The sequence below is a fragment of the Streptomyces sp. NPDC059989 genome (assembly GCF_042736975.1).
GTDB lineage: Bacteria > Actinomycetota > Actinomycetes > Streptomycetales > Streptomycetaceae > Streptomyces.
Genome location: NZ_JBHWUO010000003.1, coordinates 99,076 through 112,255 on the forward strand (window position 1 = coordinate 99,076; position 13,180 = coordinate 112,255).

12 protein-coding genes are annotated in these 13,180 nt (G+C 72.2%); 3 read left to right on the plus strand and 9 right to left on the minus strand.

Going from position 1 to position 13,180, the window contains the following annotated elements; genetic code table 11:
- Positions 1-126: 126 nt before the first annotated feature.
- Positions 127-1,410, minus strand: coding sequence for an adenylosuccinate synthase (locus ACFWBN_RS03805; RefSeq protein ID WP_385170035.1), 1,284 nt, complete (start codon positions 1,408-1,410; stop codon positions 127-129).
- Positions 1,411-1,594: 184 nt separating this feature from the next.
- Here ACFWBN_RS03805 and ACFWBN_RS03810 point away from each other — a divergent pair, with 184 nt between their 5' ends.
- Positions 1,595-2,422: a diacylglycerol kinase gene (locus ACFWBN_RS03810; RefSeq protein ID WP_385170527.1), complete on the plus strand. Its 828-nt coding sequence runs from the start codon at positions 1,595-1,597 to the stop codon at positions 2,420-2,422.
- Between the two features lie 206 nt (positions 2,423-2,628).
- Here the strand turns inward: ACFWBN_RS03810 and ACFWBN_RS03815 are convergent, their stop codons facing one another.
- Positions 2,629-3,117 (minus strand): GbsR/MarR family transcriptional regulator, encoded by a 489-nt coding sequence (locus tag ACFWBN_RS03815; protein WP_385170529.1) that lies wholly within the window; start codon positions 3,115-3,117, stop codon positions 2,629-2,631.
- A 75-nt stretch (positions 3,118-3,192) separates the two neighbouring features.
- On the opposite strand from ACFWBN_RS03815, the gene ACFWBN_RS03820 reads away from it, so the two are divergent.
- Together ACFWBN_RS03820 and ACFWBN_RS03825 are read left to right on the plus strand one after the other, a co-directional pair.
- Positions 3,193-4,095, plus strand: a complete 903-nt coding sequence (locus ACFWBN_RS03820; protein WP_385170037.1) for an ATP-binding cassette domain-containing protein — start codon at positions 3,193-3,195, stop codon at positions 4,093-4,095.
- Positions 4,092-5,711 carry an ABC transporter permease gene (locus tag ACFWBN_RS03825; protein ID WP_385170040.1) on the plus strand — a complete coding sequence of 540 codons (1,620 nt, stop codon included), beginning with the start codon at positions 4,092-4,094 and terminating at the stop codon, positions 5,709-5,711. The genes ACFWBN_RS03820 and ACFWBN_RS03825 overlap by 4 nt, the downstream gene beginning before the upstream one ends.
- On the opposite strand, the gene ACFWBN_RS03830 is transcribed toward ACFWBN_RS03825, so the two are convergent.
- The 7 genes from ACFWBN_RS03830 to ACFWBN_RS03860 all read right to left on the minus strand — a co-directional run bounded on the left by ACFWBN_RS03830 (position 5,708) and on the right by ACFWBN_RS03860 (position 13,161).
- Positions 5,708-6,910 carry a cytochrome P450 gene (locus ACFWBN_RS03830; RefSeq protein ID WP_385170043.1) on the minus strand — a complete coding sequence of 401 codons (1,203 nt, stop codon included), beginning with the start codon at positions 6,908-6,910 and terminating at the stop codon, positions 5,708-5,710. The genes ACFWBN_RS03825 and ACFWBN_RS03830 overlap by 4 nt on opposite strands.
- Before the next feature lie 28 nt (positions 6,911-6,938).
- Positions 6,939-7,598, minus strand: a complete 660-nt coding sequence (locus ACFWBN_RS03835) for a response regulator (protein WP_385170046.1) — start codon at positions 7,596-7,598, stop codon at positions 6,939-6,941.
- Entirely contained in the window at positions 7,595-8,932 is a 1,338-nt protein-coding gene (locus ACFWBN_RS03840) for a sensor histidine kinase (RefSeq protein ID WP_385170049.1), read from the minus strand. Before ACFWBN_RS03840 ends, ACFWBN_RS03835 begins: the two co-directional genes overlap by 4 nt.
- A gap of 88 nt (positions 8,933-9,020) precedes the next feature.
- Positions 9,021-9,692: a response regulator gene (locus tag ACFWBN_RS03845; RefSeq protein WP_385170052.1), complete on the minus strand. Its 672-nt coding sequence runs from the start codon at positions 9,690-9,692 to the stop codon at positions 9,021-9,023.
- On the minus strand, positions 9,689-11,035 hold the full coding sequence (locus ACFWBN_RS03850; protein ID WP_385170055.1) for a histidine kinase: 1,347 nt from the start codon (positions 11,033-11,035) through the stop codon (positions 9,689-9,691). The genes ACFWBN_RS03845 and ACFWBN_RS03850 overlap by 4 nt, the downstream gene beginning before the upstream one ends.
- Positions 11,028-12,293, minus strand: a complete 1,266-nt coding sequence (locus ACFWBN_RS03855) for an acyltransferase (RefSeq protein WP_385170058.1) — start codon at positions 12,291-12,293, stop codon at positions 11,028-11,030. The genes ACFWBN_RS03850 and ACFWBN_RS03855 overlap by 8 nt, the downstream gene beginning before the upstream one ends.
- Positions 12,286-13,161, minus strand: coding sequence for an alpha/beta hydrolase (locus ACFWBN_RS03860; protein WP_385170061.1), 876 nt, complete (start codon positions 13,159-13,161; stop codon positions 12,286-12,288). Before ACFWBN_RS03860 ends, ACFWBN_RS03855 begins: the two co-directional genes overlap by 8 nt.
- Positions 13,162-13,180: the final 19 nt, after the last annotated feature.

Here is a 13,180-nt window from a genome sequence, read left to right on the forward strand (position 1 = left end):
TCCACCACGCCCCCCGCCAGCCCGCACCCCCCTGGCCTCTGCCCCGGGCGGACAACCTCTCGGTGCCTCGGTGGGGGGGTGCCGAGACATCCCCCCCGCCCCCTCCGTCGGTCATGCACGTTCCGCTTAGAGGAACGAGTTGATCTCGATCGTCTCGGTGCGGCCCGGGCCGACGCCGATCGCGGAGATCGGGGCGCCCGACATCTCCTCAAGGGCCTTGACGTACGCGCGGGCGTTCGCCGGGAGGTCCTCGAAGGTCTTCGCCTTGGTGATGTCCTCGGACCAGCCGGGGAGGTATTCGTAGATCGGCTTCGCGTGGTGGAAGTCCGTCTGCGAGTACGGGAGCTCCTCGACGCGCTTGCCGTCGATCTCGTACGCGACGCAGACCGGGATCTGCTCCCAGCCGGTCAGCACGTCCAGCTTGGTGAGGAAGAAGTCCGTCAGGCCGTTCACACGGGTGGCGTAGCGCGCGATCGGCGCGTCGAACCAGCCGCAGCGGCGGTCACGGCCGGTGGTCACACCGCGCTCGCCACCGATGCGGCGCAGGTCCTCGCCGTCCTTGTCGAACAGCTCGGTCGGGAACGGACCGGCACCCACGCGCGTGGTGTAGGCCTTCAGGATGCCGATGACGCGGCTGATCTTCGTCGGGCCGACACCCGTACCGGTGCAGGCGCCGCCCGCGGTCGGGTTCGAGGAGGTGACGAAGGGGTACGTGCCGTGGTCGACGTCGAGCAGGGTGCCCTGGCCGCCCTCGAAGAGCACGACCTTGTCCTCGTCCAGCGCGTTGTTGAGGATCAGGGTGGTGTCGGCGACGTAGCCCTTGATCTGGTCCGCGTACTGGAGCATCTCCTCCACGATCGCGGCGGCGTCGATCGCGCGGCGGTTGTAGAGCTTCGCGAGGAGCTGGTTCTTGCCCTCCAGCGCCGCTTCGACCTTCTGGGTGAGGATCGACTCGTCGTAGAGGTCCTGGACGCGGATGCCGATGCGGTTGATCTTGTCCGCGTAGGTCGGACCGATGCCGCGGCCGGTCGTACCGATCTTGCGCTTGCCGAGGAAGCGCTCGCCGACCTTGTCGAGGGTGACGTTGTACGGCGTGATCAGGTGCGCGTTACCGCTGATGAGCAGCTTGGAGGTGTCGATCCCGCGCTCGTTGAGGCCGCGCAGCTCGGAGAGCAGGACGGCCGGGTCGACGACGACACCGTTGCCGATGACCGGGGTGCATCCGGGGGAGAGGATGCCGGAAGGGAGAAGGTGCAGCGCGTACTTCTGGTCGCCTACGACGACCGTGTGGCCGGCGTTGTTGCCACCCTGATAGCGCACTACATAGTCAACGGATCCACCGAGCAGGTCGGTGGCCTTTCCCTTGCCCTCGTCACCCCACTGAGCTCCGAGCAGCACAAGAGCGGGCACAGGCGTACACCTCTTCCGGATGGGGCATGTCCAAGGTCAGGGGGCGTACGACGATGTACACCGCAGGCTGAGCCGTCGGACCGGTACCCCGGAATAGACGAAGGCCCTGGCGCAATAGCGCAAGGGCCTCTTGCACAAAGATGCTACCCGAGGAAGGACCGAGGTGTCGGCTCCAGAGCCCACCATGAGCCATGCGGGCGCGCCGGTAGGCGGCCTGCTCGTGCTCGTCGACCCGGTCGCCCGCCGTCTTGACGGCGAGTCCGTGCGAATTGCGAAGGATGTGTTGTCAGCGGGAGCTGCGGCGAAAATCTGCCTCCCGGATTCGCAGGAGGAATTTGCGCGGGCACTCGCCCGCCGGGGTCATCGGCGGCCGGTGATCGTGGGCGACGACCGGGCCCTGGTGCGGGCCGTGGGGCTCCTGCACCGGGAGCGGGGGCTGGCGGAGGCCACCTTGGCGCTGGTGCCGGTGGGTCCTGCGGGGTCCCTGGGGCTGGCCGGATCGCTGGGGGTCCCCCTGTCGCCCGTCTCGGCGGCACGGGCGGTCCTGGACGGCTGCGTCCGGGTGTGCGACCTGCTGGTGGACGACAGCGACGGGGTGGTCCTGGGCGGGTTGCGGATCGCCCCGGCCCGCACGGCGTCGCGGCCGGCCGTTCCCTCGGTCTGGAGCGCGTACCGCTCGCTGGTCCGCACCCTGGTCCGCCCGGCGGCCGCGGCCGCCGGCGGCCACCGCTTGCGGGTGGAGGCGGACGGGGAGCTGCTGGCGGACCTGGACCGGCCGGTCCAGGACGTGCTGGTGGCCACCCGCGAGGACGGGGGCCTGGCGGAGGTGATGGTCCGTACGGGTGCGGGCTCGGTCCGGACCCGGGCAAAAACGATCACGGTCTCGGGAGCGGACTTCCGCTACCGCGCCGACGCCGCCATGACGGGCCCGGTCCGCCGCCGCACCTGGACCCTCCACCCGTCCGCGTGGACCCTGACCCTCCCCCACCAACCGGGCCCGGCCGACCCCTGATGCGGGGCCCTGTACGTGCGCTCAAACGCCGGGCGGGCTGAAATCAGCCTCGCCGGCGTTTGAGGCGCGGGGTGCGGGGCGGAGCCCCGGTCTTGTAGCCGCACGTGGGAACTCGGGCGGGCAAATCCAGCCCCGCCGGCGTTTGAGGCGCGGGGTCTGGGGCGGAGCCCCAGGGGCCAGGGCGAAGCCCGGTGCCCTACGGCCGGTCAGCCGAGGTCCAGCGTCGCCCGGTGGACCCGCCACCGGTCAAGAAGCCCCAGCAGCTCACCCTGCATGAACTCGAAGAACGCCGCCGTCTCGGCGATCCGAGCCCCGGCAGGGGAACCGGCGCCCAGCCCCGCCGCACCCTCCCGCAAGGTCTTCTCCCACAGGCTCAGCACCTGGTCCCGCCGAGTGAAGGTCTCGTACCAGAGCTCGTTGTGCAGCACGTACCGGTCCCGCCGCGACCCCGGCTCCCGCTCGCGGCTGACCATATTGACCTGCGTCAGGTACGACACGGCCCCCGACACCGCCGCCGGGCTGATCTGCAGGGCCTCGCCCAGCTCCGCAGAGGTCATCGCCCCCTCGTCGCTCGCCAGCAGCTGTGCGAAGACCCGCGCGGCCATCCGCTGCATGCCCGCCTCGGTCAGCTGCGCGGCGAACCGCTCCACGAAGCGGGAGACCGCTTCCTCGTTCCGTACCGCCGGTACCGCCATTTCGTCCGCCACCCCCCAAACTTTACGCGATTCCCTAGCTTCACAAATTTGTGAAGCTAGCGTACGTTCGGAAACATGACGAAGGCAATCAGCGTCGCCGGACTCCACAAGTCGTTCGGCCGCACCCACGCACTGGACGGACTCGACCTCTCGGTCGCCACCGGCGAGGTGCACGGATTTCTCGGCCCCAACGGCGCCGGCAAGTCCACCACCATCCGCGTCCTGCTGGGCCTGCTGCGCGCCGACTCCGGCACCGCCGAACTCCTCGGCGGCGACCCCTGGGCCGACGCCGTGTCCCTCCACCGCCGGGTCGCCTACGTACCCGGCGACGTCACCCTGTGGCGCAACCTCTCCGGCGGCGAGGTCATCGACCTCTACGGGCGGCTGCGCGGAGGACGCGGGGGCCTCGACCGGGCCCGGCGCGCCGAGCTGATCGAGCGGTTCGAACTGGACCCGACCAAGAAGGGGCGTACGTACTCCAAGGGCAACCGGCAGAAGGTCGCCCTCGTCGCCGCCTTCGCCTCCGATGCCGAACTGCTCATCCTCGACGAGCCCACCTCCGGCCTCGACCCGCTGATGGAGGAGGTCTTCCAGTCCTGCGTGGCCGAGGCCCGCGCCGCCGGGCGCACCATCCTGCTCAGCTCGCACATCCTCAGCGAGGTCGAGACCCTCTGCGACCGGGTCAGCATCATCCGCAAGGGCCGCACGGTGGAGACCGGCAGCCTCGCCGACCTGCGCCACCTCACCCGTACGTCGATCACCGCCGAGCTCGTCGGCCCGCCCAACGGCCTCGCGCACCTGCCCGGCGTCCACGACGTGGACGTGCGGGGGCTGAAGGTCCGCCTCCAGGCCGACACCGACAAGCTCGACGCCGTCCTGTGCTCCCTCGCCGCCTCCGGCGTGCGGTCGCTGACCTCGACCCCGCCCACCCTCGAGGAGCTCTTCCTCCGCCACTACACGGAAGAGGCATCGCGATGAAGAACCGACCGGTGAAGAACCGACCGGCGGGGAAGCGGCCGGCGGGGAACCGGCTGGCGGGGACGGGCGCCCTGCTGCGCCTCGCGCTGCGCCGCGACCGCGTGATGATGCCGGTCTGGATCCTGGTCGTGGCGATGCTGGTCCTGAGCCTGCCGGGCGCGCTCGAATCGGTGTACGGGACGGCCGCCGAACGGGCCGATCTGGCCCGGACGATGGGCACCAACGGCTCGCTGCGCGCCCTGTACGGCCCCCTCTTCGGGGACTCGGTCGGTGCCCTGACCGCCTGGCGCGGCGGGGTCTTCGCCGGGGTGCTCGCCGGAATCATGAGCCTGGTCGTTGTGGTGCGGCACACCCGCGAGGAAGAGGAGACGGGGCGTCAGGAGCTGCTCTCCGCCGCCATGGTCGGGCGGCAGGCCCCGCTGACGGCCGCGCTGCTCGCGGCCCTCGTGGCCAACGCGGCGGTCGTCCTGCTGGTGACGGCCGGGCTGGCCGGGCGGGGCGCCGGCGGCGCACTGGCGCTCGGGCTCGCCATCGGGGCGACCGGGATGCTGTTCGCCGCTCTGGCCGCCATAGCGGCGCAGCTCACGGAGGGCGCGCGGCTCGCCAAGGGGCTCACGGGCGCACTGCTCGGCGCGGCTTTCGTCCTGCGCGCCGCGGGCGACGCGGGCACGCGGGACGGCGCCTCGGCGCTGACCTGGATCTCGCCGCTGGGCTGGCTGGAGCACGTACGGGCCTTCGCGGCCGAACGCTGGTGGGTGCTTGCCCTGTTCGCGGCGGCCACGGCCGGACAGGTGGCGGCGGCGTACGTGCTGGCCGGCCGCCGCGACCTGGGCATGAGCTTCCTGCCGGCCCGCCCGGGCCCGGCGCGGGGGCGGCTCTGCTCGGCCGGGGCGCTGGCGTGGCGGCTGCAGCGGCCGGGCCTGATCGGCTGGAGCCTCGGATTCCTCGCGGCCGGTGTGGTCTTCGGCGGGATGACGGACGGCGCCGCCGAGCTGGTCGGCGACAACGAGAAGACGCGCGAGATCATCGAGCGGATGGGCGGGCAGAGCGGGATCACCGATGCCTTCCTCGCCACGATGGCCGGGATGTTCGGGATGGTCGCCGCCCTGTACATCGTCTCGGCGGTACTGCGGCTGAGCGGCGAGGAGTCGGGGCAGCGCGCCGAACCGCTCCTCGCGAACGCCGTCGGCCGGCTCCGCTGGGCCGGCGGCCACCTGGCCGTGGCCTTCGGCGGCTCGGCGCTGATCCTGCTGCTGGCGGGGCTCGGCCTGGGCCTCGGGCACGGCCGGGATGTGGGCACCGCGGCCGGGGCCACGCTCGCCCAGCTCCCCGCGGTATGGCTGATCGGGGCGCTCGCCGCCCTCCTGCACGGCGCGGCACCCCGGTTCGCGGCGGCCGCCTGGGCGGTGGCGGGGGGCGCGCTGGTCCTGGGCTGGATCGGCCCGGCGCTGAACCTCCCGCAGGCGGTCCTGGACCTCTCGCCCTTCGCCCACCTGCCCAAGCTCCCGGGCGCGGACTCCCTGGCCTGGGCCCCGCTGCTCACCCTGACCGCCCTGGCGGCGGCCTTCACGGCAAGCGGCCTGGCGGCCCTGCGCCGCCGGGACATGGTCGCCTAGAACTCCACGATCAACTCCCGCAATCCCCGGATGACATACCCGTCCCGCCACTGCGGCTCCTCGACGAGCCGCAGGGGCGGGACCCAGTCTGCCAGCAGGGCCCCGAAGGAAGCCTCCAGCTCCCGCCGCGCCAGCGGCGCCCCCAGGCAGTAGTGGATCCCGGCCCCGAAGCTCAGGTGCGGATTGTCGGCCCGTACGAGGTCCAGCGCGTCGGGCTCGGCGAACCGAGCCGGATCCCGGTTCGCCGACCCGAACAACAGTGCGACCTCGGCTCCGCGGGGGATGACGGTGTCCCCGATCCGGATGTCGTCGAGCACCCAGCGCTCGAACATCTGGAGGGGCGTGTCGTAGCGCATCAGTTCATCCACAGCTGTGGACAACTTTTCGGGATGCGCGCGGAGGCCGTCGAGCTGCCCGGGATTGCGGAACAGGGCCCACCACCCGTTGACCGTCGTATTGACGGTCGCCTCGTGCCCGGCGTTCAGCAGGAGCACGCAGGTGGAGATCATCTCCTGCTCGCTGAGCCTGCCCTCCTCATCGTGTGCTGCGATCAGACCGGAGATCAAATCCTCGCCGGGCCGCGTGCGTCGCTCGGCGATCAGGCCCCGCAGGTAGGCGCTGAACTCCACGCTCGCCCGCACCGCGCGCTGCGCCGTCTCCGCGTCCGGCCGGAGCTCGAACATCCCGCAGATGTCCGCCGACCAGGGCCGCAGCAGCCCTCGGTCCGCCTCGGGCACCCCCAGCAGCTCCGCGATCACCGCCACCGGCAGCGGCTCGGCGACCGTGGTGAGCAGATCCCCGCCCCCGTCGGCGAGCAGCCGCCCCACCAGCTTCCCGGCCAGCCGCGTCACGGCGGGCACGAGCCGCTCCACCGTCCGCGGGGTGAAGGCCTTGGCCACCAGCCTGCGCACCCGGGCGTGCGCGGGGTCCTCCAGGTCCAAGAGGCCGTTCCCGTTGAGCACATGGAAGGGTTCGTGCTCCGGCGGCGGGGCCTCCCGCCCGAACTCCTCGTGCGAGAACCGGTGCAGATAGGTCCTGCCCAGCCGCCGGTCCCGCAACAGCGCACTCACATCGGCGTAATGCGCGACCAGCCACTGCCCGGTGGCCTCGCACCACACGGCCCGCCCCTGCTCCCGCACCTCCCGGTACGCCGGATACGGATCGGCGACGAACGCGGCATCCCACGGATCAAAGCCCATCCCCGCACCCTAGGCGGTCTCTTGCCGATCAGGCAGGAGTCACCAGCCGGGTCTCGTAGGCGAACACCGCCGCCTGCGTGCGGTCCCGCAGGCCCAGCTTCACGAGGATCCGGCTCACATGGGTCTTGATCGTGGACTCCGCGACGATCAGCCGGCCGGCTATCTCCCCGTTGGACAACCCCTGCGCGATCAGCACCAGCACCTCCTTCTCCCGCTCCGTCAACTCGCCCAACCCCGCCGGGTCCGCGAGCTTCGGCGTCTCGGAGAGCTTCGAGAACTCCGCGATCAGCCGCTTGGTCACCGACGGCGCCAGCAGCGCCTCCCCGGCCGCCACCACCCGTACCCCGTCCGCCAGCTGACGGGCCGACGCGTCCTTGAGCAGGAACCCGGACGCTCCCGCCCGCAGCGCCTGGTACACGTACTCGTCGAGGTCGAAGGTCGTCAGGACCAGCACCTTCGCGTCCGTGTCGGCGGCCACGATCTCCCGCGTCGCCTCCAGCCCGTTCATCTGCGGCATCCGGATGTCCATCAGCACCACGTCCGGCCGCAGCGCCGCCACCTGCGTGATGGCCTCCCGCCCGTCGACCGCCTCGCCCACCACCTCGATGCCTTCCATGGCGTTCAGCAGGACGGAGAACCCCTCGCGCACCATCATCTGGTCGTCGACGATCAGCACCCTGATCGTCATACCGCCCCCTCCTCCTGCACCGGCCCCGGCTCCGGACGGCCGGCCACCGGTATGAACACCGCCACCTCATACCCGCCCGTCCCGGTCTCGCCGGCCGTCATCTCCCCTTCGAGCATGGCCACGCGCTCCCGCATCCCGGTGATCCCGTGCCCGGCTCCCGGCGAGGGCCGCACATCCCCGGTCCCGGCCTCGTTGACCACGCGTATCCCCAGGCCGCCCAGCACATACGAGACCTCCACCGCCGCCGACGCGCCCGGCGCGTGCCGCAGCGTATTGCTCAGGGCCTCCTGGATGATCCGGTACGCCGACAGCTCCACCCCCTGCGGCAGCTCCCGCACCGCACCCGTGACCGTCTTCTCCACACTCAGCCCGGCCTCCCGCACATTGGCCAGCAGCCCGTCCAACGAGGCCAGCGTCGGCTGCGGGGCATCCGGAGCCTCGTAGTCCGCGGAGCGCACCACGCCCAGCACCCGCCGCAGCTCCGTCAGCGCCGCCACCGCGTTCTCCCGGATGGTGACGAACGCCGCCTCCAGCTCCGGCGGCGGATTCTTCACCCGGTACGGGGCGGCCTCCGCCTGGATCGCCACCACCGACATGTGGTGGGCCACCACGTCGTGCAGCTCCCGGGCGATCGTCGTCCGCTCCTCCAGCAGCGTCCGCTTGTCCCGCTCGACCGCCGTGACCTCCTGCTGCGCGCTCACCTCGGCCCGCGCGTGCCGGCGTATCTGCACGCTGCTCGCGATCGCCAGGGCGAAGGCCGAGACCGTCGCCATCTGCGGCAGGTCCGGGCCGCTTCCGTACCGGAACACCGCCGAGAAGACGAAGCCGAACACGAGCGTCAGCGCCCACATCCAGGCCGCGACCCGGGGCCCGGTCCGCAGCGTGACCAGGACCATGACCGCGACGTACGCGACGAAGGCGCCCGGCCCCCACAGCCCGTCCCAGCCGCCTCCGAACACGGCGAGCACCACCGACATCGCGACGGCCGCCCACCACGCACCGACCGGCCGGACCAGCGTCATCAGGACCGGCGCCGCGGCTATCAGCCCCATGAGGAGCTCGCCGGCATCCCCGAAATAACTCGACGACGAGGAAGCGGTGAGCAGCAGGACGAAGAGGGCCACCGCCACCACGCCCGCGTACTGCGTCCACGGGAAGTACCGGCGTATCGCCTCAGGGAGCCGCCGCACGAACCGCCCGGGCCTCTCCAGCAGCGGCAGCGGCCGGTACGCGAAGGCATCCGTGACGAGGTCCTGGCGTAGGGTCTGGATCAACCCCGATGCCATGCGGAACTCAGGTGTCCGGGCTGTCCCCCCGGTGGTCGTCTCGCTCATAACTGAACCGTAGGTCCCCGCGCCCCTCGTCCGCGTCGCCGCCGAAGGGGATTTCCGAGCCTCCCTCTCAAGTACTACCCGGGTCAGATCAGTAGCCCGTCGGACGGACCAGCCCCGTCTCGTACGCGAACACCGCCGCCTGCGTCCGGTCCCGCAGGCCCAGCTTCACCAGGATCCGCCCCACATGGGTCTTCACCGTCTGCTCCGCCACCGTCAGGTGCTGCGCGATCTCCGCATTGGACAGGCCCTGGGCGACCAGCGTCAGCACCTCGGTCTCCCGCTCCGTCAGTTCGTCGATCCGCGCCCGCGACGGCGCGCGCGGCGCCCCCATCCGCGAGAACTCCGTGATCAGCCGCTTCGTGATGTTCGGCGACAGCAGCGCCTCCCCGGCCGCCACCACCCGCACCGCCTCCGCGAGCTGGTCGGCCGACGCGTCCTTGAGCAGGAACCCGGAGGCCCCGGCCCGCAGCGCCTCGTACACGTACTCGTCCAGGTCGAACGTGGTCAGCACCAGCACCTTCACCGTGGAGCCGGCGTCGCTCGTGATGACGGACGTGGCCTCGATGCCGCCCATGCCGGGCATGCGGATGTCCATCAGGACCACATCCGGCCCCAGTTCCCCGACCTTGGCCACGGCGTCCGCCCCGTCCACGGCCTGGCCGACCACCTCGATGTCGGGCTGGGCGTTGAGAAGGACGGTGAAGCCCTGCCGGACCATCATCTGGTCGTCGGCGATCATCACCTTGATCGGGGTGCTCATCGTTCTCTCTTCGTCTCGAATGAGGATCTGCCGGGCTGGTCCTGCGGATCCATCGGGAGGACCGCGGACACCTCGTACCCGCCGTCGGGGCGCGGACCGGCGGCCAGCTCTCCCCCCAGCATGCCCGCCCGCTCCCGCATCCCCAGCAGCCCGTGCCCCGCACCGGGCGAGGGCGGCGCCGGCCGGGTGGGTGCCGTGTTGGCGATGCACAGGTGCAGATCGCGGGGCCCGTACGCGATGCCGACCTCCACGCGCGAACCGGACGCGTGCCGCAGGCAGTTGCTCAGCGCCTCCTGCACGATCCGGTACGCGGTGAGTTCGACGCCCGGGGTCAGCGGCCGCCGGACGCCCGCGATCTCGGTGGTGACCTCCAGCCCGGCCCCCCGCACGTTGTCCACGAGGCCGTCCAACTCGGCGAGGGTCGGCTGCGGATGCTGCAGGGCGACGGGATCGTCCGGCTGCTCGGAGCGCAGCACGCCCAACACCCGCCGCAGCTCCGTGAGGGCCTCCAGTGCGTTCTGCCGGATGCCCGCCAGGTTCTCCTTGAGCTCCTCGGACGGGTTCTCCACGAGGTGCGGGGCGACCTGGGCCTGAATGGAGATGACCGACATGTGGTGGGCGACGACGTCGTGCAGCTCGCGGGCGATCCGGCTGCGTTCCTCCAGCAGAGTGCGCCGGGCGCGCTCCTCCTCGGTGAGCGTCTCCTGCTCGACCAACTCGCCACGGGCCAGCCGCAGTGCGCGCAGCGCATAGCCGAGCAGTCCCACGAAGCCGAACAGGAGCAGGCCGCCCAAGGCCGTGCTCGTGCTGTGCTCCGGCTTGAACGACACCTCGGCCAGGCCGGTGCAGACCAGGGGGACGACGATGACCGCGATCGTGACCCGGGCCGGTACCCGCAGGGCGACCAGGAGGATCACAAGGGCGAAGCCGACGACGCCACCGGGGGTCCAGGGCCAGGTCTGGCCGTGACCGACGTGGCCGTACATCGTCCAGGCGCCGAGGCCCGCCGCGATCAGGCCGAGCCACCACCCGGCGATCGGGCGGAACATCGCGAGCGCGATGGACACACCGGTCATGAGCGCGATCGCCAGCGGAGTGCCGCCGGTGACGTGGTAGTGGTCGCCGAGCTGTTCCGTGGTGAGGAACCCGAAGAAGACGGCGGCGTAGGCGACGAGGACGTGCGGCAGCCGGGCCAGCCACCGCGGCCGCGACATCCGGGGGAGGGGGTCCAGCCGCATGGGGTTGAGCAGGTCCTGCGCCGTGGCCCGCAGCATCTCGCTCCGCTTCGCGGGGACCTCGTCCGGGAACCTGCTCTGCTCGTTCACGTCCTCAAGACTAGGCATGGGTGATCTCCTGGGCGGGCACGACCCTGGGCCCGGTCGGTACGGGGGAGCCCGCAGCGGTGCCCGACGCGCGGACGGATGAGCCTGCAACCGTGCCCGACGCGCGGACGGGGGAGGGACGGGGCGTGCTCGGCTTGCGGCGCCGGCCCTGTTCGTACGTACGGAACGCGGCCCAGCACAGCGTCAGCGCGGCGGCGAACACCGGCAGCCACAGCAGCCGGGCGGCTATCCACTCCGCCGAGTCGGGCACGGTGTGCAGCCCGGGCAGGTCCGTCGGGAGCAGCAGCCCGAGGGCGGTCACTGCCATCATGGCGGTCTGGTGCCAGAGGAAGATCGTCATGGCGGAGAGGTTCACCAGCGCCACCTTCGCCCAGGCCGCCGGGCGCCGCATGGCCCGGGCCAGAGGCTCGCGCACCAGCAGCGCCAGCCCGCACTGGGCCAGTCCGAAAGCGACCGCCGCGAGCGTCGGCGGGTTCAGGTTCGATATCGGGGCCCCCGGGACACCCACCATGGACGCCGGATACCCGCCCCAGAGGATCAGCGCGGCGGTCGCGGTGCTTCCCGCGGCGAGCAGGAGGACGGCAGGCCCGCGCCGGGCGAACGCCCCCCGGGACCAGGCGGCGCCCAGGGTGTAGGGGACCAGCCAGCCGGCGGCCACATTGATCCAGCCGGCCCACTCGGGCCCGTCGAGCCCGAAGCGCCACAGGTCGACCCCCGCCACCACGGCCAGCGGCCACAGCGGGCTCAGCCGGGCCACCAGCGGGGTCGCGGCGGTCAGCACGGCGAAGACGAGGAGGAACCAGAGAGGGGACAGGACCAGCTTGACCAGTGTCTGGACGGTGCTCAGCTCCACTCCGCCGATCAGCATCCCGCCCGCCGCCACCGCCCACAGCGTGAGTACGGCGGCGACCGGACGGAACAGCCGCCCCAGCCGCTGCCCGACCCAGGTGCGGTACGAGTCCCCCCGGGCCCGGGCCGAGGCGTAGCCGCGGGCAGCCACATGCCCGCCGACGAGGAAGAAGACGGCCAGCGTCTGGAACACCCAGGACACCGGAGCCAGCCTGCTCATATGGGCCAGCGGACTGGTGTTGCTCAGGCCGCCGTCGGCGGTGGTGAGGGCGGTGACCAGCCAGTGGCCGAGCACCACTCCGAGGATTGCGAAGGCCCGCAGCGCGTCCACGGCGCGGTCCCGGTCGGGCGGGGTCGCGGAGTCCACGGCCTCGGCCAGAACGCCCCAGCGGGCGCGGAGCTTACGCATGGGGGACCTCCGGGGCGGGCGTGGTGCCGAGGACGATGGCGGCCAGGTTGTCGAGGGACTCGGTGCCCGGCTTGAGGTAGTCGCTGTGCCCGGCGGCGCCGGCGGCGAAGGCCCGCGCTCCGAAGGCGGGGTCCACGGGGTCGGTACCGAAGCCGATTCCGCCGAGCCGGACGTGCGGGACGTTGCCGATCCAGTCGCCGTTGCCCCGTCCCGCCCAGACCCGGGCCGCCGTCGGCAGCTCCCGCGCGGACCCGGCCCCCGTGCCCGGGCTGCCGAAGAGGACCATGTCGACGACGGCGGGGCCGGTCGAGGTCCGGGCGCAGACCACGGAACCGTAGGAGTGGCACAGGAGCGAGAGGCGGCTGCCGGGCCCCGCCATGTCCCGCAACCGGTCGAGGAAGGGCCCCAGTTCGGCGGCGGCCTCGTCGGCGCGATCGGCGGTCAGGACGGTCGTGCTGACCGTGCCGGGGGTGTCGTACCCGAGCCAGGCGACCACGGCGGAGCGCGGATGCTCGGCCTGGAGGCGCTGCTGAAGGGAGACGGCCCCGGCACGGAACCTCTGGTAGGTGTCGAGCGTCGTGTCCGACCCGGGGACCAGCACGGTGACCCGGTCGGCGGTCTCCAGGTCGCCGAACACCTCTACGGCCCGGCCCCGTCCGCGCCCGTCGAAGGCGAGGAACTGCGCCGCACCGGCCGCCTCCATGGCGCGGAGCTTGGCGGCCCGGCCGGTGCGCCCGGCGTCCTCGGCCATCCGGGCCGCCTCGGCGAGGTTGGCGAGGTTGGCGGCGTACCGGTCGTGCGGTGCGGCGCCCTCGGCGAAGACGGCGGGCGCCGGGGCGGGGACGCCGGGGGAGGCTGCGGCGGACATGGGGAACACGACGGCCGCG